Source organism: Sorangium sp. So ce145, from assembly GCF_051525985.1.
Lineage (GTDB): Bacteria > Myxococcota_A > Polyangia > Polyangiales > Polyangiaceae > Sorangium > Sorangium cellulosum_B.
This window is the reverse complement of sequence record NZ_CP150315.1, coordinates 463931-486962: the sequence shown is the minus strand read 5'-3', so window position 1 is coordinate 486962 and position 23032 is coordinate 463931. Positions and strand designations below refer to the sequence as shown.

Genomic DNA, 23032 nt, shown 5'->3' with positions numbered 1-23032 from the left:
AGCCACTACCCTGAGGCCGTGCACTTCACGATCCCGCTCTTCGAACGGCGGACCACGAACGTCGAGTGCGTGACGCTCGGCCTCGGCCCGAGCACGCGCTCGCGGGAGGGGCGGCACGCGGAGCGCGTCCGGCGCCTGCTCACCGAGGAGCTCAGGGCCGTCTTCGAGAAGGCGCGCGCGGCCGAGCTCGCGCGCCTCGAGTTCCCCCGCGGCATCCGGATCGAGAAGGTGCGCCTCGAGCTCACGCTCTCCGGCGCCGCCGAGCGGCGCAAGGTGAGCGGCCTCTGCCCCGTCGTGCTCGAGCCGCGCTGGGCCTCGGAGCACGAGCGCGTCGTCTTCGCCTACCACCCCGCCCGCCAGGGCGAGGCCGCGCCGATCCGCGAGGATCTCCCGCTGGACGAGCAGCTCCGCGCGCTGTTCCAGGTCGCGTGGGCCGCGCTCGACGACGACGAGATCGCGCGGCTCTGGAGCCGGGGCAAGGAGCGCATCACGGCGCTGTCGTTCTCGTGCGCCCCGCGCTCGGCGCTCGCGGACCTGCCGGAGCGCCCGGGCGAGGACGACACCGGCGCCGATCCGGCGTTCCGCTGGAAGAAGCGCCGGGGCCTCAAGGTCCTGCCGAACCTCGGCGTGAGCCTCACGCAGCGCGCGGCCCAGGGCAACCTCGACGCGGGCGTGCCGCGATCGCCGCAGCGCGAGCAGCTCGCCTTGCTGCTCGGCGCGGGCAGGGCGCAGCCGGTCGTCGTCGTCGGCCCGCCGGGGTGCGGCAAGACGACCTTGATCCACCGCGCGGTGCTCGATCTCCTCGCGGCCGACGGGTACGGCGCGCACAAGAACCTCGACCGCGTCCGCGACGTCGTCGCCGTGAGCGGCCGCAGGCTCATCGCCGGGATGAGCCACCTCGGCGACTGGGAGAAGCGGTGCGTCGAGCTCGTCGAGGACGCGCGCAGCCGCGGCGCCATCCTCGTGATCGACGACCTCCACCACTTCGGCCGGATCGGCAGGTCGCGCGAGAGCGAGCGCTCGCTCGCCGACTTCTTCCGCGGCCCGCTCTCCCGCCGCGAGATCGTGATGGTCGGCGAGTGCTCCCCCGAGGCGTTCCGCCTCCTCGAGCAGGAGTCCCCGTCGTTCGCGGCCCTGTTCACGCCGCTCTTCCTCCCCGAGGCGACGCCCTCCGAGACGTTCCGCCTCATGGTGCGGGAGGTCCGCGCGCTCGAGCAGCGCCACGCCGCCCGCGTGAGCCCGTACGTGCTGCGGACGATCCTCGACCTCGGCGGATCGCTCCTCTCGGCGCAGGCGCTGCCTGGCAAGGCCATCGACCTCTTGCGCGAGGTCGTCCGCGCGGGCGTGACGCCGTCGCCCTCCGGGGAGCCGGGGCCGGCGCGCGGCCACGCGCCGCGCCCGGTCGGTTCGCAGGACGTGCTGCGGCTCCTGTCGCAGAAGACCGGCGTACCGCGGCTCCTCCTCGGTGGCGACGAGCCGCTCGACGCCGGCGCGCTGGAGGAGGAGCTGGGCCGGCGTGTGATCGGCCAGCCGGAGGCCGTGCGCGCCGCGGCGGACCTCGTTTCGCGCATCAAGGCGGGCCTCGTGGATCCGCGGCGCCCGTACGGCGTGTACCTCTTCACCGGGCCGACGGGGACCGGCAAGACCGAGCTCGCCAGGTGCATGGCGGAGCTCATCTACGGCAGCGCGTCGCGCCTGCTCCGCTTCGACATGAGCGAGCAGAGCGGCCCGGACGCGCCGGCGCGGCTCGTCGGCGATCGCTACGCGCCCGACGGGCTCCTGACGCAGCGGGTGCGGGAGCAGCCGTTCTCGCTGGTGCTGCTCGACGAGATCGAGAAGGCGCACCCGTCGGTGCACGGCCTCTTGCTCCAGCTCTTCGAGGACGGGCGGCTCACGGACGCGGCGGCGAGGCCCGCGCACTTCCACCACGCGGTCGTGGTGATGACGTCCAACCTGGGCGCGCGGTCGCGGGCGCTGGTCGGCTTCGGCGGCGCGGGGCTCTCGGAGGCGCGGGCGCTCGCGATCGCGGAGGAGTCGGCCCAGGAGGTCGCGCGGGCGGTGCGCGACTTCTTCCCGCCGGAGCTGTTCAACCGGATCGATCGCGTCGTGCCGTTCCGGCCGCTGACGCCCGAGGTGGCGGTGCGGGTGGCCGAGAAGGAGCTCGACCGGCTGCTCGGCCGTCGCGGGCTCGCCGAGCGGAGCGTCTTCGTGCGCCGGGGCGCCGGCGTGGCCGAGCGGATCGCGCGCGAGGCGTTCGTGGCCGAGGACGGCGCCCGCTCGGTGAAGCGGTTCATCGAGGACGAGATCGGATCGCTGCTGAGCGACGCGCTCACCCGCGGCGCGCCCGCCGCGATGCAGGTGATCCGCATCTTCACGACCGCACGCGGCGACGGCGCCGCCGCGGCGGGCGACGGCGCCGCGTCCCGCGGGTCGCCCGGGTCGTCCGGATCACCCGAGTCACCCGCGTCACCCGCGTTTGCGCTGCACCGCGAGGCGCTCGCGGAGGCCGAGCCCGCGGCCGCGGCGTGGGCCCTCGCGCCGCTCATGGCGAGGCCGCTCGGCGCGCTCACGGCGGAGCTCTCGCCGCTGCTCGAGTTCGTCGACGCGCTCGATCGGAGCGACGACCTCGCGCGCCTCTCCGAGCGGATCCGCTACCACCTCGCGGAGCACGGCCGGACCGCCGCGGAGGGACCCGAGGCGCACGAGCACGCGGAGGCGGTCTACAACCTCGACGCCATGCGCGGCGCGATCCGGGCGTTCCGCGAGCGGATCGACCTCGTCCGGCGGCGGAGCGGCGACGACGACGAGCAGCAGCACCTCGACCTGGAGGTGCGGAGGTTCGGCTACGTGACGGTCGAGGACGAGTGGAGCCGCTCCCGGGTGCGCCTGTTCCACCGGCGCCAGCTGCCGGGCCCGCTGCGCCGGCCGGCGAAGCAGGAGGTCCTGGAGTGCATCGCGGAGGGCCACGCGCTCCGGCGCGCGCTCCGCAAGGTGGACGAGCCGGGCCAGCACGCGGTCCTGATCGAGCTGCTCCGCGCGGCGCGCCTCGACGAGGGGCCGGCCGGCGCGCGCGACGAGCCCGAGGAGGGGCTCTTCGAGGCGCTCGCGCGCGCCTACGGCGAGGCAGGGGGCGAGGTGGAGGGGTGGGCTTGCGCGCCGCTCGGCAGCGCGTCCGGCGGCGACGGGCGCGCGCGCGTGGTCGAGCAGGGCCGCGGGGCGGCGGGGCTCGAGGCGATGCTCGCCGCCCCCGGGCGCGGGGCGGAGCTCCTCGTCCTGAGCGTCGTGGGCCTGTGCGTGATGGACTTCTTCGAGCTCGAGACGGGCGCGCACGTCTGGACGTCGCTCTCGCGCGGCCCCGAGGTGGTGCGGGTGCGCGTCCTGCCGGCCCGGCCGGGCCTCTCGCCGGCGCGCGCGGTCCGGGAGCACCTCGACCTGCAGGCGGCGTTCGACGAGGCGGCGCGGCGCGAGCGCGCGCTCCCGCCGAACCCGGCCGAGCTCCTCCCGGTGGTGCGGCGCGTCCGGTTCGACCCGCCGCGCCGCCCGGGCGCGACCGCGCCGATCGAGATCGAGGACTACGTGATGGGGTATGCCGAGTCGTCGCTGGTGCGGAGCCTGTCGCAGGCGCTGGCCCCGCTGTGGCTGCTCCGGATGAGCCGGGAGGACGTGGCGTGAGCCGGCGCCCCGGGCCGCTGCTCCGGGGACGCGCGGGCGACGGCGGACGGCCTCTCAGGGCAGCCGGAAGAGCGGGCGGCCGTAGGCCATGGAGGGCCAGGGGATGGCGGCGAGAATGACGAGCAGCGTGACGAGGACGCCGATCGCCAGGCGCCGGTGCTGCGCGGTGGGGTCCGGGGCCCGCTTCGCCCGGGCCCAGGCGACGTGGGCGACCGCCACCGCCACGATCATGGCGAAGATGTGCTCGACGGCGAAGAAGCGCAGCGCCGCGATGGGCATCGCGGCCTTCAGCGCGGCCAGCGACGTGGGCCTGAGCGGGCTGAGCGCGGTGTAGAGCAAGACGCCGAGGAGGAGCTGGGCGTCGAGCGAGCCGACGAACGCCGCGCCGACCTTGCGATCTGCCGCCGTCCACGGCCCCCGCTGGACCCAGCCGCGGACCGACCGCGCGAGCGCCAGGAGCCCGAGCAGCAGGACGACCCAGCGCAGCCACGAGTGCGCGACGAGGACGAACGAATAGATCATGGACCTTGCTTTCCGGCCGCGGTGCCGGCCTCGATGATGTACTGCGCGATGTCGGCGAGATCCGACTCCCGGACGCCGCGGAAGCTGGGCATCGGGGGGACGTCGGCGCGCTTTCGCCCCGGGGTCACGGCCCAGCGGACGATGCCCGCGGGATCGGTCCTGTAGAGCCCTGCGAGCTCGCTGAGCGGAGGGCCGACCAGCTTGGCGCTGGGGGCGTGGCACGCCGCGCAGAGGGTGGAGAACAGGGCCTTGCCCTTCGCGGCCTGCGGCGAGAGCGCGACCGCCTCCTCGGCGGGGTCGGGCCTCTTGCACGCGGCCGCGAGCAGGAGCAAGGCGGCGAGGATCGGCGACCACTTCATGCGGACGGGCCGGAACATAGCGCGCGGCGGCGCCGCGTGGGGCCGGCGTCTCGCCGCGGGGATCACCTGGGCGCCGCCGCGCCCGGCCAGCCCGAGCTGGAGGCCGCGGCGCGGGGCGCCGAGGGAGCCGGGTCGCCTCGCGACGGTCACTGCGTCTTGAAGAGGTCCAGGATCCCCTGCCCGATGGCGGCCGGGTCCGGCACCGCGACGCCGGTCGGCTCGGTGCCCTCGAGGAACGCCTCTTCCACGGCGCCCTCCTGGCCCGGGAACGCCCCCATCCCGCTCGCCGGATCGATCGAGAGGCGCACGATCCCGAGCGGCTCCGGGAAGTCGGTCGCCGGCCGCCCCGCGTGCGCCTTCTCCATGAACGCGATGAAGGCCGGCAGGGCGGCGCTGCTGCCCACCTCGCGCGCGCCGAGCGTCGTGGCGTCGTCGAAGCCGGTCCACACGGCGCACGCGATGTCGGTCGAGTAGCCGACGAACCACGCGTCCCTCGCGTCGTTCGTCGTCCCGGTCTTGCCGGCGATCGGCCGGCGCAGCGAGAGCGCCTGCTTCGCCGTGCCGACCTTCACGACCGAGGTGAGCAGGTCCGTCGTGAGGTACGCCTCCGCCGCCGTCATCACCGGGCGCGGCGGGAGCCGCGCCGGCAGGGGCAGCGCCTCGCCGCGCGGGCCCGTGATCTTCGTCACGAGGACGGGCTCCTGGTACGCGCCGCCCGCGGCGAACGTCGCGTAGGCGGCGGCCATCTCGCGCGGGGTCACCTCGTAGGAGCCGAGCGCGAGGGACAGGTCGGCGCCGAGCTTCGACGTGATCCCGAGCTCGCGCGCCCACGCGACGACGGCCTCGGGGCCGACGTCCCGGAGCGCCGACACCGCGGCCACGTTCACGCTGTGGGCGAGCGCCTCGCGCAGGCGCTTCGGGCTCTGCCCCTCGCTCTCGTCGTAGTTGCCGGGCCGGTAGCCCTCGAGCGCCGCCGGGTCGGTCTCGAGCATCGAGGCGGCCGTGAGCTTGCGCGAATGGATGCCGTAGCCGTAGACGATCGCCTTGAAGGTCGATCCCGGCTGGCGGAGCGCGCGGCTCGCCCGATCGAGGCCGCCGCGCGCGCCCTCGTAGCCGCCCGCGAGCGCGACGATCTCGCGCGTGCGCGCGTCGATCGCGATGAGCGCGCCCTGCGGGCCGAGGTCGAGCCGGAGCTTGCCGGCCTCGGGGTCGCCCTCGAAGCGCACGCGCAGCACCTTGCCGACCTCGGCGAAGCGGCTCGGCGGGAGCCCGCGCGGGTTGTACCGGCGCTCCTTGCGCAGATCGACGGCGCCCTGCGCCGTGCCGACGCGGACGGCCAGCGTGCCGCGCGCGTCGTCGGCGCCGGTCACCGCGCCCAGGTAGGCGCGGCCCGCGTCCTTGGGCGCGCCCTGGAAGGGCGCCGGATCCCCCTTGGCGCGGGTGAACGGCGCGACGAGCCCGTGCCGCGCGGCGTAGGCGTCGAGGTTCTGGCGCACCGCCGCGCGCGCCGCGGCCTGCATCTTCGGGTCGATCGAGGTCACGACCGTGTAGCCGCCGTACCTGGCGTCGGGCCCGACGGCCTTCCGCAGCGCGCGCTCGGCCTCGGCGAGGACCTCGGGCGCGAGCTCGTCCAGGTGCTCCGGCTCGGGCGCGAGGCGGATCGGCTCCGCGAGCGCGGCGTCGATCTGCGCCGCGGGCAGGAAGCGCTTCTCGCGCATCTGACCGAGCACGAAGGCGCGGCGCTTCTCGGCGCGCTCCTTGTTCACGCGCGGCGAGTAGAGGGAGGGCCCCTTCACGATGCCCGCGAGGAGCGCCGCCTCGGCCAGCGTGACCTGACGGACGCTCTTGCCGAAGTAGAACCGCGCCGCCTCCTCGACCCCGTAGCGCCCGTGCCCGAAGTAGATGTGGTTCAGGTAGAGCTCGAGGATCTGGTCCTTCGTGAGCTCCTGCTCGATGCGGCGCGCGAGGAGGAGCTCGCGCATCTTCCGGTCGAGCGTGCGCTCGTGCGTGAGCAGCACGTTCTTCACGACCTGCTGGGTGATCGTGCTGCCGCCCTGGCGCGCCTCCGCCGAGCGCAGATTGACGATCAGCGCGCGGAGCATGCCCAGGTAATTGAGGCCGTCGTGTTTGTAGAACCTGGCGTCCTCGGCCGCGAGCGCCGCGAGGCTCATCACCGGCGGGATCTCGGTGACCGGCACGAGCGTGCGGCGCTCGACGAAGAGCTCGCCGATCACCGTGCCGTCGCGCGCGAGGAACCGCGTCACCTGCGGCGGGTCGTAATTCTTCAGCTCCGCGGTTGTCGGCAGGTCGCGCTCGTAGTGGCGGACGACGAGGAAGAACGCGATCACGGCGGCGGCGAGGAGGCACGCGAGGGCGATCGCGAGCCCCTTGCCCCAGCGGGCGAGCTGGGCGCGGAGCGGCGGCCTGGGCCCGGCGCCCCGGGGCTTCCGCTGGAGGGCCGCGCGGAGCGCCGCGCCCGCGCGCTTCCACAGCGGGAGATCGAGCGCCGCCCTGACGAGGGCGCGCGCTCTTCCCGGCGTTCCCTCCTGCGCGCGGCGGCCCGGTGGCGCCGGCGGGTGCGGCCCGGGCGACCACGGGACGGTCGCGCGCGGAGCGTCGGGCGGAGGCTCCGGGGGCGGCGCCTGCGCCGGGCCTCGCGGCGACCAGAGCCGCGTCGGCGCGCGATCGCTCGGCGGCGGGTCGGAGCTCGCCGCGCCCGCGTCGTGCGGGAGCGTGGGCTCCGCCGGCGCGGATCGTGGGCCCGGTCCTTCAGGCGGCGCGGCGGGTTTTCGTGGGAGATCCGAGGCCATGCGTCCGCGCGCCGGAGCCAGCGGCGCCACCGCGGCGCCCGGATGGGGTGTTCCAGCCGCGCCACGGTATCACGAGGACGGGCGCCGCGGAGTGCGCCGGCCAGCCGCCGATCCATCGACCATCGATGTTCCGCTCGCAGCTCATCCGCTTGTCCTCGAAGGAATTGCCCGCCAGAGGCCGCGCCGATCGCGACGAACGTCGTGCGAGGCACGCTGTCCTGGAGCCAGCGGCCGGGCCCTTCGATCGTGATGGACCGCGCTGCCGATAGGCACTCGAGCACCGCCGCGCTCGCTGGGGCGTGATAGCGTCGGTGGCGCCCGCCATGACCGACCAGGAAATCGACGCCCTCATCGCCGAGAACCAGTTCCATCCGAACGTCGTGTGGCGCCGCATCCCCGGGAAGGGCCGGGGCGTCTTCGCTCGCCGGTTCCTGCCGAAGGGTACGGTCGTCGAGTGGGCCGCTGTCAGCTGCTTCCCGGCCTCGGATCTGAAGACCGAGGAGCACCGCGGCTGCCAGGCGCTCCATCACGTGTTCACGTGGGGGAAGGAGCCCGGGCGGGAGAAGGCGTATGCGTGGGGGTTGCTCGCGCTCTACAACCACTCGGCGACACCCAACGTCGAGATGGATGACGGTCCGGTGCCGGACTCGATGGCTGCCATCGCGCTCCGCGACATCCAGGCGGGCGAGGAGCTCTGCTTCGACTACGGCTATACCTGGTTCGATCCTCGCTGAGGCGAGGGCGCCAGCGCCGCTGCGACGGCCGTATCGCTCCGGCTCACCTCGACGACACCGTCGCGCTGGCGACCGCCAGGCAGCCGCACGGGCGCTCCGCGCTCGCCTCTTGCGGCAGCGGCATCCAGGTCGAGGCCTGGGCAACACACAGGCCGGACTGTCGTCGTTGCGGAGGTGAGGACGGGATTCGAACCCGCGTATAACGGTTTTGCAAACCGTTGCCTAACCACTTGGCTACCTCACCGACTGTTCGAAGCGGCGGGAGGTCATGCCTCATCTCTGCCCAGCTGTCAATGCCTTTGCTTTCCCCGTCCTCCGTTCACGCGGTCGAGCCGTCCCTTCGGTCACCCCCGGTTCCCCTGCGGTTCCCCTTCGGTTCCCCTTCAGTTCCTTGGCCGGCGCTTCGCCGCGCTCGTTCCGTCGTTCCGTCGTCGTTCCCGTCCTGATCCTGGAGCCGGCGGAGGGGGGAGGGGGAGCGCACGGCGCGCGCTGGGGACGGGCCGCTGTCCGAGCGACCCTGCGCCTGCGTTCACCTCGCGAAGCGAGGTGGACACAGGCGCCAACGCGAGTTCGGCGGGGCCCCAGCGCGCGCCGTGCGCTCCCCCTCCCCCCTCCGCCGGCCGCTGCCCCCTGGAGGGTTTTCCGGCGCCTTGCAGAACGCCCGCACCGCGCGCGCCCCCCCGCTTGGCCCCGCGGCTTACTGTTCGCGCCCGCCGCGCCCCGCCCCTCGCGCGCGCGGCACCCTCTCCCGCGCCCCCAGGGCTCGCCCGATGTAGCTGGCCGTGTAGACCGCCCGCCGCGTCGCCTGGATCAACCCGCGCGGCACGATCCCCTTCCCCGTCTGGAACGGGTTGAAGCGGAGGGCGCGCTGGTCGATGTCCACCGGCTCGTACAGCTCCATATCGGCCACTGCCATCCACCGTGCGCGCGAGCCCCCTCGCCTCACCTCGAGGCGCAGCAGCGCGAGCCCCGCCTCAGCGGCGCGCTCCAGCTTCTCCCGGCGGTTGCCTTTCACCACCGCCGCGCGCAGCGGCACCAGGCGGAACTCCGCGCGACCGAAGCCGGCCACGTCGAACCGCGCCAGCGCGTAGTAGTCGTTGTCCAGGAAGTCGTGCCTCTTCGTCGTGAACAGGGCGAACGGGAGCAGCAAGAGTCGGCGCGCGCTCACGAAGATGAGGTCCTGATCGCCGGCGCTCGCGGCCGGCGTCACCTCTTCGCTGGTCCGGAAGCGCACCGCGACCCCCAGCACGTCCGGCCGGCGCTCGCCCTTGCCGCCCCGCCACCGCCACATCCCGCCCGAGAGCCGCACGAGCGCCGGCCCCGCCAGCCGCTGCGCCAGCGCGCCGACCTCGCCCTCCACCGCGAGCGCCTTCACCCCCGCGCAGTAGACCACGCCGTCGGGATGGAACAGCCTCGCTCTCCGGATGAAGCTGCCCACCCCGGCGATGGGAGACAGCGCTCCCCCGATCACACGCCCAACCGCTTCGAAGAACCGCATGGTGACCCCTCCCTCGAACCTGGAGCGCCGGGGGCCAATCGCAAGTTGGGCGCGGCCCGACAGCGCCCCTCCCGCGGCGCTCACCCGCGTCGAAGCGTCGAGATCTGCTGTTCTCCGCGCGCCATCCGTCCTCCTGGGCAACGGCGTTTCCAGGGAAGCGCCGTGTCCCCGGCGCTCCCTCTCGTGCCGCTCGTGCCGAGTCCTCCAGCGGCCCGCGCTCCGTCGCGCACTCCATCCCGTGCGGGATGGAGCGCGCGCGTCACCCCGCGCCGGCCTTCGCCGCCGGGTCGATCTCCGGAGCCGCGTCTCGCTGCGCCCGGTGCTCGATAAGGCGCTTCGCCACGAGCGTCAGGAGCGCGAGCAGGACGAGCAACGAGGCGACCGCGAACGCCGCTGAGAAGTGGAACTCGTTGTAGAGCACCTCGACGTGCAGCGGCATGGTGTTGGTCTGCCCCCGGATATGCCCCGAGACGACCGACACCGCGCCGAACTCGCCCATCGCCCGCGCGTTGCAGAGCACCACGCCGTAGAGCAGGCCCCACTTCGCGTTGGGGAGGGTGATGCGGAAGAACATGCTCCACCCGCTCGCGCCGAGCGACAGCGCCGCGTGCTCCTCGTCGGCCCCCTGGCTCTCCAGGAACGGGATGAGCTCGCGCGCGACGAACGGGAACGTCACGAAGGTCGTCGCGAGGATGATCCCCGGACGATCGAAGATGACCCGGAGGTCGTGCTCGATGAGCCAGGGGCCGAGCACCCCTTGCGCCCCGAAGAGCAGGACGAAGATCATGCCGGAGATCACCGGCGAGACCGCGAACGGCAGATCGATGAGCGTGACGAGAAGGCTCTTTCCCGTGAACTCGAAGCGCGCGATCGCCCAGGCCGCGGCCACGCCGAAGACGAGGTTGAGCGGCACGGCGATGATCGCGGTCGTGAGCGTCAGCTCGATGGCGGCGATGGCGTCCGGCGCGGTGATCGCCCGCCAGTACCCCGCGAGGCCGTCCTTCAACGCCTCGATGAACACCGCCACGACCGGCAGGAAGAGGAAGAACCCGAGGAACGCGAGCGCCGCCGCCGTCAGCGCCCAGCGCACCAGCGGGGGCTCGGACGTCGCGCCGCGCACCGCCCCGCGCGACCTGACCCGCAGCTTGCCGGCCGCGCCAGCCACTACGACGCGACCCCGGGCGCTCTGGCCCCCGCGGACCGCTCGGACGCAGGCTGGGGCGCCTCGACAGCGCTCCGCGACGACACGCGCGCGCCGCTCCAGGACTGGAGTCGGTTGATCAGGAAGAGCAGCACGAAGGAGCAGAGGAGCATCACGAGCGCGAGCGCCGTCGCGCCCGCGTAGTCGTACTGCTCGAGCTTGGTCATGATGACGAGCGGCGTGATCTCCGTCTTGAAGGGCATGTTCCCGGAGATGAACACGACCGACCCGTACTCACCGAACGCCCTCGCGAACGACATCGCGAACCCGGTGAGGATCGATGGCCAGAGCGCGGGCAGGAGGATGCGACGGAAGATCTCGAAGCGGCCCGCGCCGAGCGACGCCGCCGCCTCTTCCTGGTCGACCTCGAGCTCCTCCATCACCGGCTGGACGGTCCGCACGACGAACGGGAGCCCCACGAAGGTGAGCGCGATGACGACGCCCAGACGGCTGAACGCGCTCTGGATCCCGAGCGGGTACAGGAACCGGCCGACCCACCCCTGCTGCGCATAGATGGCCGTGAGCGCGATGCCGCCGACGGCCGTCGGGAGCGCGAAGGGCAGGTCGACGAGCGCGTCGACGATCGACTTGCCCGGAAAGCTGTAGCGGACGAGCACCCACGCCACGAGGACGCCGAAGACCGCGTTGATGCCCGCCGCGATGAGCGACGCAACAAAGCTCATCTTCAACGAGGCGACGGCGCGCGGCGAGGTCACCACCGCCCAGATCTCGGCGGGCTGGAGCGTCGCCGTCTTGAGGAAGATCATCGACAGCGGGACGAGCACCAGCAGCGACAGGTACGTTACCGTAATCCCCATCGCCAGCCCGAAGCCGGGCAGAACGCTCTGTCGCCGCCAGAGGAGAGCCACGAAGTCTACTTACCGGCCTGGTAGATCTGGTCGAAGACGCCGCCGTCGGAGAAGTGCGCCTTCTGGGCTTTTTGCCACCCGCCGAAGACCTCGTCAATCGAGAAGAGCGCGACCTTCTGGAAGACACCCTCCGACTCGGCCGCCGCGAGGATCGCCGGGTTGCGCGGGCGGTAGAAGTGCTTCACCGCGATGCGCTGGCCGTCCTCCGTGGAGAGGAAGGCGAGGTACGCCTCCGCCGCCGCCCTCGTCCCGCGCCTGTCGACCACCTTGTCGACCACCGCGACAGGCGGCTCGGCGAGGATGCTGATCGACGGCACGATCACCTCGAACTTGTCCTTGCCGCTCTGCTTCACCGCGAGCAGCGCCTCGTTCTCCCAGGCGATCAGGACGTCGCCGAGCCCACGCTCGACGAACGTCGTGGTCGAGCCGCGCGCCCCCGTGTCGAGGACGGGCACGTTCTTGAAGAGGCGGCCGACGAAATCCTTCGCCTTCGCCTCGTCGCCGCCCGCCCGCTTCAGCTCGTACCCCCACGCAGCGAGGTAGTTCCAGCGCGCGCCGCCGGAGGTCTTCGGGTTCGGGGTGATGACCGCCACGCCCTCTTTCACGAGATCGTCCCAGTCCTTGATGCCCTTGGGGTTGCCCTTGCGCACCAGGAAGACAATGGTCGACGTGTAAGGAGCGCTGTTGTCCTTGAGGCGCGCCTGCCATCCCTCCTTGATCAGCCCGGCGGACGCGACCGCATCGACGTCATAGGCGAGCGCGAGCGTGACCACGTCCGCCTCGAGCCCGTCGATCACCGACCGGGCCTGCTTGCCCGAGCCGCCGTGCGATTGCTTGATGGTGACGTCCTGTCCGCTCTGCTCCTTCCAGCGCTTCGCGAACGCGGCGTTCACCTCTTCATAGAGCTCGCGCGTGGGGTCGTACGAGACGTTCAGTATCTGCACCGACCCCGACTTCGAGGCGCCGGCCGCGTCGCCCTTCGAGCACGCCGAGAGCGCCAGCGCCAGCACGCAACAAAGCATCGTCATCAAGCATCGCATCGATCGTTCCTACTCCCTTAGCCAGTCGCGAGATACCGCGATTCCCGCTGCGCTAGCGCGTCGAGCAGCTGCTGGAAGCGCGAGGCGCCGCAGCGCCGGGCCATGAACGCCGCGCGGCCGAGCTTCTGGCAGAGCTTCTTGGCGAGGAGCACGCCGCCGTGGCTGTTCACGTCGGTCAGCACGATCACGAGATCGGCCCGCTCGATGGCCGCCCGCAGCTCGGCCGCCCCGCGGCCGCCCGTGTTGCCCGTGTGAAACTCCAGATGGTGCCCCGCCTGCAGCGCCATCCGCTCCAGCTGAGCCTGGTTGCGATCCAACCCACCAATCCAGGTGATCCGCATCGCTCCGCCTCCTTGCTCCTCGCAGCGGGTGACCGCCGCTATAACGGACATATCTCACGCTAAAGCAGAGGACGCAAGGGAGATCTGCCAAAATAACGGAGGACATGTCTTGGATACCGGAGGGACACGAGGCCGGCGGGGTCCGGAAATGGGGCGGGGTTGCCTATCCGCGCGAGCCGTAGGTCATGACGAGGTACATGACGGCCTCGACGCTGCCCGGGTTGCGGTAGCTGTGCGGGCTGTCGGCCTCGAACAGGATGGCGTCGCCGGTCTCGAGCAGGCGCCGCTCGCCGGCCACGGTGATCTCCACCGAGCCCTCGGTGACGATCAGGTTCTCGGCGGTGCCCGGGGCGTGCGCGTCGGCGTGCTCGACCGAGCGCGGCGCGAGGCGGAGCTCGTAGAACTCCACGTTGCGCGGCCGGTCCATCGGGAAGAGCGCCCGGGAAGAGAAGTCGCCGTTGCGAGACCGCAGGATGCGCGCGTGCGAGGCCTGCATGACGGTCGTGACGGGCGATGTCGCCTGGCTCATCAGCGCCGAGAAGGGGACCCCGAGGGCGCGCGCGATCTTCCAGAGGACGTTGATGGTCGGCGTGCTCTGGCCCAGCTCGATCTGCCCCAGCATCGCCCGGCTCACCCCGGACGCCTTCGCCAGGCGCTCGAGCGACAGGCCCCGCTCGGCCCGGAACCGCTTCAGGTTGGAGGCGACGACCGGCGTGAGGTCCGACGCGTCGTCGAACGCCGGGTCGTCCCCGCCAGGCTCGCTCGCCGGGGGCGGGGGTGGGGACGGCGGCTCGGCGGCCGCCGATCGCGCGGGGGTCTGGGCTCTGCGTGCCTTCACTGGACGCGTATCCGCCATGGTGGAGGGCGCGCGTCAAGCGAGCGGGGGGAAGGGCGCGCTCAGGGGCCGCCCGAGACCGCCTCCGCGACCGGGCTCGCGGGCAACGGGCGACGCACCGAAGGCACGGGCGCCGCCAGGAGCACCGGCGAGGTATGGCCGGTGATGAGGCGGGCGCCGCGCTTGAAGGTGATGTACTGCCACATCCACGCGAACATGACGGTGAAGCGGTTCCTGAAGCCGATAAGGAACAGCACGTGGACGGCCAGCCAGGCGAGCCACGCGAGCGTGCCCGACATCTGCAGGCGCCCGACCTTCGCGATGGCGCGCGAGCGGCCGATGGTCGCCATCGTCCCCTTGTCGAGGTAGGCGAACTGCCCGCGCGGGCGGCCCTCGAGATCATCGAGGATGCAGCGCGCGACGAAGCGCCCCTCCTGGATCGCGGCCGGGCTGAGGCCGGGCACGTCGACGCCGTTCCGGTCGCGGAGCGTGGCCATGTCGCCGATCGCGAAGACGTTCGGGTGCCCGGGGAGGGAGCAGTCCGGCCCGACCTTCACGCGGCCGACGCGATCGAGCTCGACGCCGAGCGCGCGCGCGAGCGGGGTGCCGCGGACCCCCGCGGCCCAGATGACGGTCGCGGCGGGGAGGCGCTCGCCGTCCTCGAACAGCACGCCCTGCTCGTCGATGCTGCGGAAGCGGCGCCCCTTGATGACCTCGACCCCGAGGGACGTGAGCTGCTCCTCGGCGCTCGCCGAGAGGCTCTCTGGAAAGGCCTGGAGGATGCGGGCGCCGATCTCGACGAGCAGCACCCGCGAGAGCGAAGGGTCGAGGGAGCGGAAGTCGCGCGCGAGGATGTAGCGCGCGAGCTCGGCGAAGGCGCCGGCCATCTCGACGCCCGTGGCGCCGCCGCCGATGACGACGAACGTGAGCAGCCGCCGCCGCGCGGCGGGGTCCTCCTCGCGCTCGGCGGCCTCGAAGGCGAGCAGCATGCGCTCGCGGATGGTGAGCGCCTCGTCGAGGTTCTTGAGCGCCGGCGCGAACCGGGCCCACTCCTCGTGGCCAAAGTAGTTGTTCGTCGCGCCGACCGCGAGGATCAGGAAGTCGTAGTCGAGCGGGTCGCCGTCGACGGTGACCCGCCGGCCGGCGAGGTCCACGCCCGTCACCTCGCCGAGCAGGACCCGGACGTTGCGCTGGCGCGACAGGACCGATCGGATCGGGACCGCGATGTCGGCCGGCGAGAGGCTGGCCGTCGCCACCTGATAGAGCAGCGGCTGGAACAGGTGGTGGTTGGTCCTGTCGATGAGGGTGACCCGGACGGGCGCGTCGCGGAGCGCCTTTGCCGCGTTCAGGCCGCCGAACCCTCCGCCGACGATCACGACGTGAGGCTCTCTCGCGGTCGTTGCCATGGTGCCTCCTGGCGAGGAACGCTTCCTCGGTGGCACGACGATGGTAGGGGGCGCGGATCACCGCGGCAAGCAGGCGCAGCGCGCGGGCGCGGCGCCGCGATCGCTCATGCCGCCGCGGCCTTCACGTCGCTGCTCGCCTCGGTCTTGCCGTCCGGCGCTTCGCCACGCAGCACCTCGGCGAGCAGCTTCCGGCCGCGGTGCAGGCGGCTCATGACGGTGCCGACCGGGACGCCCAGCCGCGTCGCTGCGTCCTTGTAAGACATCTCCTCGAGGTCCACGAGCACGAGGGTGTCACGGAAGGTCGGCGGGAGCGTCGCGAGCGCGCGCCGCACGCCGGGCGAGAGCGCGTGCATGTCGGCGCAGCGCTCCGGCGCCGTCCACGCGCACGGGTCGGTCGCGAGCACGTCGAGGGCGTTGCGCTCGCGACGGCTGCGCCGGCAGCGGGTGATGAAGACGCTGAAGAGGATCTGGTGCACCCACGCCCGCAGGTTGGTCCCGGGCTCGTAGCTCCCCGCGAACCGGATCGCGCGCTCCACCGTGTCCTGCACGAGGTCCTCGGCCGTCGCGGGCGTCCGGGAGAGCCGCAGCGCGCGGCCGAAGAGCTCCGGTGTCATTTCGACAAGGCCGCGGAGCAGCTCGTCGACCGCTCCCCGCGAGCCCTCTCCCGGCGCCGTCCGCGCCGCGCCGAAGGACGGCCCGCGCCCGAGGGCGCGCGTCGCGCCGGGCGGCGGCGCTAGATTCGAGGACCGGGCGGGGGCATGAGCGGCGTGGACGAGCATGGCGGGACCTCCTGCGTAACCGGCACTGGCAAGGCAGGTGCCACCGCGCGGACCTCGCGAAGGCCGCGGATCACGCTGAACGGCGCGGGCGGAGACACGCGGGCGCGTGTCAAATCGACAGCAGGGAGAACGGGCGCGCCAGGGTGGCGAGCCGCCCCGCGGCGCGCCATGCCCGGCGGCCTCACCCGCGCGAGCGCCGGGCGAGGCGTCCAGCCGGGCGGGGCGTCCGGCGGAGCGGGCGCTCGCGTCACGTCGAGAGCGGGTCGCACCCGGCGGCCAGCGCGGCGATCAGGCCCGGGACCAGCTCGGCGATCTCGCCCGCGAGCAGCCCCCGATCGCTGCCCGTCTGCGCGCGCCACACATCGCCGGCGAGCGCGTGGATCAGCACCCCGGCGCTCGCGGCGGCGGTGGGATCCATCGAGCACAGGAGGGCCGCGATCATCCCGGTCAGGACGTCGCCCGAGCCGGCGGTGGCGAGCGCGGGGTTGCCCGCCATGCAGATGAACATGCGGCCGTCCGGGAGCGCGATGATCGTGCGCGCCCCCTTGAGCACGACGATCGCCCGGGTGAGCGCCACGGCCTCGCGCACGGCGCCGAAGCGATCCTCCTCGACGGCCCGAGCGCTCCGGCCCAGGAGCCGGCCGAGCTCGCCGGAGTGCGGCGTCATGATGAGGCTCCCGCGCGCGGTCGCGAGCGCCTCCGGGCGGCCCACGAAGTGCGTCAGGGCGTCCGCGTCGACGACCTTCAGGCCGTCCCAGCCGAGCACGACGTGATCCACCGCGGCCCGCGCCCGCTCGTCGAGGCCGAGGCCCGGGCCGATGGCGACCGCCCGCCGCCCGGCGAGCGCGCCGTCGAGCGACGCCGCGATGCGGGCCGGATCGATCGAGGTCGTCATCAGCTCCACGACGCGCGACTCCATCGCGCGCGCGGTGTCGGCCCAGGTGCAGATCGTCACGAGGCCCGCGCCCGTCCGCATCGCCGCGCGCGCGGTCAGCAGCGCGGCGCCGAGCTTGCCCGACGAGCCGGCGATGACGAGCACGTTGCCCGCCTGGTGCTTGTAGACGCTCGCCTCGCGCGGGCGCAGCGACGAGCCGATCGTCTCCTTGCGGAGGACCTCCGCGACGTGGCCCACCTGGGCGAGGATCGGCCGGTCCGGGACCCCGAGATCGACGACGTGCACGTTGCCCGCGAGCCGCGCGCCCTCGGGCGTCAGCAGGCCGATCTTGAGGTGGCCGAAGGTGACGGTCTCGTCGGCCTGCACCGCGGCGCCCAGCGGCGCGCCGCTGTCGGCGTCGAGGCCCGAGGGCACGTCGAGCGCGATGCAGAGGCAGGTCGCCGTGTTGAGGACGCCGATGACGTCGGCGAGGTGGCCCTCGATGGGGCGGTCGAGGCCCGTGCCGAAGATCGCGTCGACGAGGAGGTCGGCCCCCGCGAGCGCGACCTCGAGCGGGGCGAGGGACGCGCCCGGGGGGAGCTCGGTCAACGCGCCGCCGAGATCCACGTACGCGTCGTGGTTGATGCGGCTATCGCCGGTGACCTTCTCGGACCGGGCGGCCAGGAAGACCTGGACCTCCGCGCCGCGGGCGAGGAGGTGGCGCGCCACGACGAAGCCGTCGCCGCCGTTGTTGCCGGCCCCGCAGACGACGACGACGCGGGCGTGGAGGGGGTACGTCGCGGGCTGCCCCGGGCTCGGGACGTGCCGCACCGGGAACGATCGGATGCGCGCGGCGCGGGCATCCTCGGCGTCGCGGCGGCCGTTCGGCGGCGGCGGGACGCTCCCGGGGCGGCCCCGGAGACCCGCCCCGGAGGGCAACGTCGCCGGCCAGAACGCCCGCGCGGGCGAGAGGCCGGACGCGAGCGGGTGCGGCGCGCGGTGCGCGGCGTCGCCGGGCTGCCCGGCGCTGCGCCCCTCGATGATCGCCGAGATCACGTCGGCGGCGCCGCGGCCGGCGTTCTCCATGAGGACGACGCCGGGGACGTGGCACTGGTGGATCGCGTGCTTGTCGAAGGCGCGCATCTGCGCGCGCGATAGGACCGGAATCACGAGCGCTCTTTCCCTTCGTCCAGGCTGGATCGGCTCTCGCCGTCCTCGTCCTCTTCGCTCGAGGATCGGCTCTCGCCGTCCTCATCCTCCTCGGTCGGGGATCGGCTCTCGCCGTCCCCTTCCAGGATAGCCACCGCCGCCGCGACGCCTGCGTCATGCGTGATCGACAGGTGGACCCGCTGGACGCCCATGCGCTCGGCGAGCGCGCGCGCCGGGCCGTGGAGCGCCATCGTCGGCGGCATGCGCGGCGCGCCGCGCACCTCCAGGTGGTGCCAGCTGACGCCCGGCGCGCCGGCCATCGCCTTCACCACGGCCTCCTTCGCGGCGAAGCGGCCCGCGAGCGCCGTCGCCCGGTCCACGCGGTGCGCGAGCGAGCGGCGCTCCGGCTCGGACAGCACCCGCTCCCAGAACCGCTCCCCCCACCGCGCGAGCGCCTCCTCCATGCGTCCGATGCCGCAGACGTCGATGCCGATGCCGAGGATCACGCGCCCCCCTCGCTCGACCGAGCGTCCGGGCCGGCGGCCGGCGGTCGCACGGCGCCTCCGCGGGCGACGCTCGCCGCGATGCGATTGGCGGGACGGACAGACACGGGGAAGGCCATGTGGCGACTCTACCCTATTCGATGGCGACGCCTCCTGAAACGCGCTCCGCGCCTCGCCCCGAGCGCGGAAGCGGAAGCGGAAGCGGAAGCGGAAGCAGACGCAGAAAGCGCCTCAACGGCGGTACGCGAGCGGGGAAGAGGCCCGGCGCGAGGCGGCCGGCCGCGGCCTCGGACGCCGCGACCGCGCGGCGAGCGCGGCCGTGGAGCGTCGCCCGCGCGCGCCGATCGCGGCTACCATGCTCGCGGCGCCAATGCAGACAGCCCTCGATCTGACGGTCATGCTCCCGCAGAGCGCCTACGATTACGGCGAGCGCTCGTCGGGCGAGGCCCACGGCGTGGTGCTGACCAAACCCCAGGTCGTGAATCTCATCCTCGATCTCGCGGGCTACACCGCGGACCGGGATCTCGCGTCGCTGTCGCTGCTCGAGCCAGCCTGCGGCCACGGCGCGTTCCTGGTCCCCGCCGCCGAGCGGCTGATCCAGTCGGCGCGCCGCCACGATCGCGACCTCCTCGATATCGAGCCGGCGATCCGCTCGTACGACGTCGAGCGAGATCACGTCGACCGCGCGCGCCTCGCGGTCGCCGGCGCCCTCGCGCGGCTCGGGCTGCCGCACGGCGACGCGACGCGCCTCTCCGAGGCCTGGATCGCCCACGGCGACTTCCTGCTCACCAGCCAGGGACGCCGGTTCGACGCGGTGGTCGGCAACCCGCCCTATGTCAGGATCGAACAGCTCTCGCCCGAGCTCCAGGAGGAGTATCGACACCGGTACAGGTCGCTCTACGACCGCGCCGATCTCTACGTGGCGTTCATCGAGCGCGGCCTCGAGCTCCTCGCGCCCGGCGGCGTCCTCTCCTTCATCTGCGCCGACCGGTGGACCCTCAACCGGTACGGCGCGCCGCTCCGCCGGCTGCTCTCGAGGTGGTTCCGGGTGCGGTGCTACGTCGATCTGCGCGGCGCCTCTCCCTTCGAGTCCGAGGTCGTCGCCTACCCGTCGATATTCGCCGTGTCGCCCGGCAAGACGGGGAGCGTCCCTGTCGCGACGCTGCGCACCGCCTCGCCGGAGGAGTGCGAGGCCGCGTCCGCCGCGCTTCGACGCGCGGAGGGGCGCGCGGAGGCGGGCGCGGCGGAGCGCGGCTCCGGCGTCGCCGTGTCGGAGTATGCTTCCTGGTTCGAGGGCGACGACCCGTGGGTGCTCGGCTCGCCAGAGCACCTCGAGGCCCTGCGCGCGCTCGAGGCGCGGTTCGCGCCGATCGAGGAGGTCGGCGGGACGCGCGTCGGCATCGGCGTCGCCACCGGGAGCGACAGGATCTACATCGTCGGCGAAGAGGTGGATATCGAGCGCGATCGCCTCGTGCCGCTCGTCATGCGAGACGATATCGAGGACGGCCGCATCCGCGACGCCAGGCGGTTCGTCATCAATCCCTTCGGATCCGACGGCAAGGTGGTCAATCTCGAGGAGTACCCCAGGCTCTCCGGGTACCTGCACGCGCACGAGGCCGAGATCAGGAGGCGCTACATCGCGCGACGCGGCGGCGCTGGCTGGTTCCGCACCATCGATCGCGTGGTCCCGGGGCTGACCACCGCCCCGAAGCTGCTCGTCCCCGACATCGCGGGCTCCAACGAGGTGGTCTATGACGAGGGCAGGTTCTATCCGCACCACAATCTCTATTTCATCACCTCGGAGGGCTGGGACATGGAGGCCCTCGGCGGGCTGCTCGGCTCAAAAGTCGCCCTCTTCTTCGTGTGGTCCTATGCGGTCAAGATGCGCGGAGGCTACCTGCGCTTCCAGGCCCAGTACCTGCGGCGGATCCGCCTGCCCCCGCCGGAGAGCGTCGCGAAGGAGCTGATGCGCGATCTCCGCAGCTCCTTCCGGCGGCGCGACTTCGACAGGCTCGACGAGCTCGCGCTGCGCGCCTACGGCATCGACGCGCTGCCCGGGTTCGGCTTCCTCGACACGAGGAGATAGCCCGCTATCCGGGCCCACGCGCGGCGTGGTAGCGTCGCGCTCTCACGAGGCGTTCGCGGGCGAGGGGACGAGCGATGACGGCCGAGAAGATCGAGTGCGCCAGCCGTATCGAGGGGGTCGTCGTGTACGCGCGCGGGGCGATCGTCACCCGCCGCGTCGAGCTCGCGGCGCCGCTCCCCCGGGGGGCGGTCGAGATCTCGGTGCCGGGGATCACGCCGCTCGCCGAGCCGGGGAGCTTCCGCGCGCTCATCGACACCGCGGGCCCGGAGGCCGCCGCAGGCGCCCCGGCGGGCGCGGCGGCGGCCTCCGGGCCCGCGCGCGACGTGCGCGACGTGATCGGCGTGCGCGCGCGGCTCGTCGTGCCCCCGGCGCCCGTCTCGAGGACGGCGCTCTCCGCCGAGCTCCGCGAGCTCGAGCTCGCGATCGCGCGCCTGTCGGCGGAGCGCGACCACCTCCGCCTCTGGCGCGACCAGCTCGGCGCCGTCTCGCTCGATCCGGAGCTCGCGCGGCGCTTCCGGCCGGGCGACCCGGCGGCCCGCATCCGCGACGCGCTCGCGGTGAGCCGCCTGCTCTCGGACGAGCTCGCCGCGCTCGACGCCCGCGCCGCCGCGCTCGACGCGGAGCTCGAGCGCGCCCGGAAGGAGCTCCTGGCCGCCCAGCTCGACGCCGCCCAGGCGACGAGCGCCGAGGTCGAGGAGCGCGACCCGGCGCGCCTCGACGTCGTCGTGCGGCTCGCGCCGGAGCGCGGCGGCGCGGCCGGGGAGCCGGCGCTCCGGCTCGAGTACGCCGTGTCCGCCGCGCGCTGGTGGCCCGCCTACGCGGCGCGGTTCTCGCGCGGCGCGACCGAGGTCGCCTTGCAGCTCGACGCCCTCGTCGCGCAGGCCTCCGGCGAGGACTGGAAGGACGTGCGCCTCGCGCTCGCCACCGCCGATCTCGTGCAGGACACGCGGCTGCCGGAGCTCGCCTCGCTGCGGCTCAGCCGCGCGCAGCGCCCCCCGCGCCGCGGCTACCGCCCCGCGCCGGAGGGGCTCGACGCCATGTTCGAGGGGTTCGACCGCTTCGTCGCCGCCCTCCCCGAGCCGGCCGCGCGGACCACCGCCGCGCCTGGAAAGCCCCCGCGCACGCGCGAGGGCGAGGAGGCCACGCGGAAGCCGGCCAGCCCGGAGCCCCTCGCGGCGATGAAGAGGCTCGCGCCGCCTGCGCCGTCCGGCGCGGGCGCGCCGCCGCCCCCGGTGCAGGCCGCCGCGCCGATGGTGTTCGCCCCGCCGCCCCCGATGCCGGCGGCCGCGCCGATGCCGCTCGCCGCGCCGGCGCGCAAGTCGCGCGGGCTGTCGCTCCCGTCGTTCGGCGGCTCCGGGGCGCCGCCCCCGCCGGCTCCCCAGGCGAGCGCGCCCCCGGTCCCCCGGAGCGCCCTGGGCTCCGCGGCGAGCGTCGAGGCCGCGGCCAGCCTCGAGGAGGAATGGCTCGCTCCCGAGCAGGCGCAGGAGGGCGCCGGGGCCGCCCCGGCGCTCGAGCCCGCGCAGGTCGAGGAGTGGCTCGACTTCGACGCGCTGCACCTCCCCGGCGCGGGCAAACAGCGCGGCCGGCTCGCGCGCGACGAGCCCGGGCCCTCGCGGCGCGACGCGCGTCGGGCGGAGCAGGACATCGCGGACCTCGGCGCCCCGCCCCGGGCCGTGGATCCGCGCGACTCGCGCGGGCAGTTCGACCACCTCTACGTCGGCGAGAGCGCCGCCGACGTGCCGTCGAACGGCAGGCTCCACCGCGTCGCGCTGGGCGCCGCGCGCGCCCCCGCCGCGCCCCGGTTCGTGACCGCGCCCCGCGAGGCCGCCGAGGTCTACCGCGAGGCGCGCGTCGAGAACCCGTTCGACGCCCCGCTGCTCGCGGGGCCGGTCGACATCTTCGTCGACGGCGCCCTCGCGGCGCAGTCCGCGCTCGGCCGCGTGGACCGGGGCGGCCTCCTCCGCGCCGGCCTCGGCGTCGAGGAGCGGATCCGGGTCGCCAGGAACGCGCGCGTGGACGAGTCGAGCGCCGGCCTGCTCGGCGGCTCGCTCGCCGTCGAGCACGCGGTCGTCATCGACCTCTCCTCGTCGCTCGGGATGGGCGTCGAGGTCGAGGTCCTCGACCGCATCCCGGTGACGGACGACAAGGACGTCGAGATCAAGCTCCTCTCGTCGCAGCCGAAGGCCGAGCCGTACACCCAGGAGGAGCTCGGCGAGCCGGTGCGCGGCGGGCTGCGCTGGCGCGTCCCGATCGCGCCGGGCGGCAAGGCCTCCGTCGCCTTCACCTACCGCGTGGTGCTCTCGTCCAAGAACGAGATCATCGGCGGTAACCGTCGGGAATAACAAGGGAAACGA

Annotated in this window: 17 protein-coding genes and 1 tRNA gene; 4 read left to right on the top strand and 14 right to left on the bottom strand. The window is 73.7% G+C overall.

The window, feature by feature from the left end; translation table 11 throughout:
* Positions 1-18 precede the first annotated feature (18 nt).
* Entirely contained in the window at positions 19-3672 is a 3654-nt protein-coding gene (locus WMF34_RS01820; RefSeq protein WP_437992229.1) for an AAA family ATPase, read from the top strand.
* A gap of 54 nt (positions 3673-3726) precedes the next feature.
* Here WMF34_RS01820 and WMF34_RS01815 read toward each other — a convergent pair whose 3' ends face one another.
* The 3 genes from WMF34_RS01815 to WMF34_RS01805 form a co-directional block, all read right to left on the bottom strand.
* On the bottom strand, positions 3727-4194 hold the full coding sequence (locus tag WMF34_RS01815) for a hypothetical protein (protein ID WP_012232968.1): 468 nt from the start codon (positions 4192-4194) through the stop codon (positions 3727-3729).
* Complete coding sequence (locus WMF34_RS01810; RefSeq protein ID WP_437992228.1) at positions 4191-4553, bottom strand: c-type cytochrome; 363 nt, start codon at positions 4551-4553, stop codon at positions 4191-4193. Before WMF34_RS01810 ends, WMF34_RS01815 begins: the two co-directional genes overlap by 4 nt.
* Before the next feature lie 146 nt (positions 4554-4699).
* Positions 4700-7363 (bottom strand): penicillin-binding protein 1A, encoded by a 2664-nt coding sequence (locus tag WMF34_RS01805; protein WP_437992227.1) that lies wholly within the window; start codon positions 7361-7363, stop codon positions 4700-4702.
* A 323-nt stretch (positions 7364-7686) separates the two neighbouring features.
* Between WMF34_RS01805 and WMF34_RS01800 the strand changes: the two genes are divergently transcribed.
* On the top strand, positions 7687-8097 hold the full coding sequence (locus WMF34_RS01800; RefSeq protein WP_012232965.1) for an SET domain-containing protein: 411 nt from the start codon (positions 7687-7689) through the stop codon (positions 8095-8097).
* A gap of 172 nt (positions 8098-8269) precedes the next feature.
* On the opposite strand, the gene WMF34_RS01795 is transcribed toward WMF34_RS01800, so the two are convergent.
* The 11 genes from WMF34_RS01795 to acpS all read right to left on the bottom strand — a co-directional run bounded on the left by WMF34_RS01795 (position 8270) and on the right by acpS (position 18595).
* Positions 8270-8341, bottom strand: a tRNA-Cys gene (locus WMF34_RS01795).
* Between the two features lie 453 nt (positions 8342-8794).
* A complete protein-coding gene (locus tag WMF34_RS01790) occupies positions 8795-9595 on the bottom strand; it encodes a hypothetical protein (protein WP_012232964.1) in 801 nt (266 codons plus the stop codon).
* A gap of 259 nt (positions 9596-9854) precedes the next feature.
* The gene (gene cysW, locus WMF34_RS01785) at positions 9855-10760 is read right to left on the bottom strand and encodes a sulfate ABC transporter permease subunit CysW (protein ID WP_012232963.1); all 906 of its coding nucleotides are present in this window, start codon (positions 10758-10760) and stop codon (positions 9855-9857) included.
* Positions 10760-11614 (bottom strand): sulfate ABC transporter permease subunit CysT, encoded by an 855-nt coding sequence (gene cysT, locus WMF34_RS01780; protein WP_231864650.1) that lies wholly within the window; start codon positions 11612-11614, stop codon positions 10760-10762. Before cysT ends, cysW begins: the two co-directional genes overlap by 1 nt.
* 56 nt (positions 11615-11670) lie before the next feature.
* The gene (locus tag WMF34_RS01775) at positions 11671-12693 is read right to left on the bottom strand and encodes a sulfate ABC transporter substrate-binding protein (RefSeq protein WP_437992226.1); all 1023 of its coding nucleotides are present in this window, start codon (positions 12691-12693) and stop codon (positions 11671-11673) included.
* A gap of 29 nt (positions 12694-12722) precedes the next feature.
* Positions 12723-13046, bottom strand: a complete 324-nt coding sequence (locus tag WMF34_RS01770) for a DUF2325 domain-containing protein (protein ID WP_012232960.1) — start codon at positions 13044-13046, stop codon at positions 12723-12725.
* A gap of 163 nt (positions 13047-13209) precedes the next feature.
* Entirely contained in the window at positions 13210-13884 is a 675-nt protein-coding gene (locus WMF34_RS01765; protein ID WP_157906377.1) for a helix-turn-helix domain-containing protein, read from the bottom strand.
* 59 nt (positions 13885-13943) lie between these two features.
* Positions 13944-15287 carry an NAD(P)/FAD-dependent oxidoreductase gene (locus WMF34_RS01760; protein WP_012232958.1) on the bottom strand — a complete coding sequence of 448 codons (1344 nt, stop codon included), beginning with the start codon at positions 15285-15287 and terminating at the stop codon, positions 13944-13946.
* Positions 15288-15391: 104 nt separating this feature from the next.
* Entirely contained in the window at positions 15392-16066 is a 675-nt protein-coding gene (locus tag WMF34_RS01755) for an RNA polymerase sigma factor (protein WP_012232957.1), read from the bottom strand.
* A 247-nt stretch (positions 16067-16313) separates the two neighbouring features.
* Entirely contained in the window at positions 16314-18110 is a 1797-nt protein-coding gene (locus tag WMF34_RS01750; protein ID WP_437992225.1) for an NAD(P)H-hydrate dehydratase, read from the bottom strand.
* Positions 18107-18595, bottom strand: coding sequence for a holo-ACP synthase (gene acpS, locus WMF34_RS01745; RefSeq protein WP_012232955.1), 489 nt, complete (start codon positions 18593-18595; stop codon positions 18107-18109). The genes WMF34_RS01750 and acpS overlap by 4 nt, the downstream gene beginning before the upstream one ends.
* Before the next feature lie 367 nt (positions 18596-18962).
* Between acpS and WMF34_RS01740 the strand changes: the two genes are divergently transcribed.
* Both WMF34_RS01740 and WMF34_RS01735 read left to right on the top strand, forming a co-directional pair.
* Positions 18963-20678 carry an Eco57I restriction-modification methylase domain-containing protein gene (locus WMF34_RS01740; protein ID WP_437992224.1) on the top strand — a complete coding sequence of 572 codons (1716 nt, stop codon included), beginning with the start codon at positions 18963-18965 and terminating at the stop codon, positions 20676-20678.
* A 74-nt stretch (positions 20679-20752) separates the two neighbouring features.
* Entirely contained in the window at positions 20753-23020 is a 2268-nt protein-coding gene (locus WMF34_RS01735; protein ID WP_437992223.1) for a DUF4139 domain-containing protein, read from the top strand.
* Positions 23021-23032 lie beyond the last annotated feature (12 nt).

Bases quoted from the DNA above. Each gene is read 5' to 3' on its own strand.
- cysT (WP_231864650.1), bottom strand. From the start codon at position 11,614: ATGGGGATTACGGTAACGTACCTGTCGCTGCTGGTGCTCGTCCCGCTG.
- WMF34_RS01800 (WP_012232965.1), top strand. From the start codon at position 7,687: ATGACCGACCAGGAAATCGACGCCCTCATCGCCGAGAACCAGTTCCAT.
- WMF34_RS01790 (WP_012232964.1), bottom strand. From the start codon at position 9,595: ATGCGGTTCTTCGAAGCGGTTGGGCGTGTGATCGGGGGAGCGCTGTCT.
- WMF34_RS01810 (WP_437992228.1), bottom strand. From the start codon at position 4,553: ATGAAGTGGTCGCCGATCCTCGCCGCCTTGCTCCTGCTCGCGGCCGCG.
- WMF34_RS01815 (WP_012232968.1), bottom strand. From the start codon at position 4,194: ATGATCTATTCGTTCGTCCTCGTCGCGCACTCGTGGCTGCGCTGGGTC.
- WMF34_RS01735 (WP_437992223.1), top strand. From the start codon at position 20,753: ATGACGGCCGAGAAGATCGAGTGCGCCAGCCGTATCGAGGGGGTCGTC.
- WMF34_RS01805 (WP_437992227.1), bottom strand. From the start codon at position 7,363: ATGGCCTCGGATCTCCCACGAAAACCCGCCGCGCCGCCTGAAGGACCG.
- WMF34_RS01755 (WP_012232957.1), bottom strand. From the start codon at position 16,066: ATGCTCGTCCACGCCGCTCATGCCCCCGCCCGGTCCTCGAATCTAGCG.
- WMF34_RS01760 (WP_012232958.1), bottom strand. From the start codon at position 15,287: ATGGCAACGACCGCGAGAGAGCCTCACGTCGTGATCGTCGGCGGAGGG.
- WMF34_RS01740 (WP_437992224.1), top strand. From the start codon at position 18,963: ATGCAGACAGCCCTCGATCTGACGGTCATGCTCCCGCAGAGCGCCTAC.
- WMF34_RS01770 (WP_012232960.1), bottom strand. From the start codon at position 13,046: ATGCGGATCACCTGGATTGGTGGGTTGGATCGCAACCAGGCTCAGCTG.
- WMF34_RS01775 (WP_437992226.1), bottom strand. From the start codon at position 12,693: ATGACGATGCTTTGTTGCGTGCTGGCGCTGGCGCTCTCGGCGTGCTCG.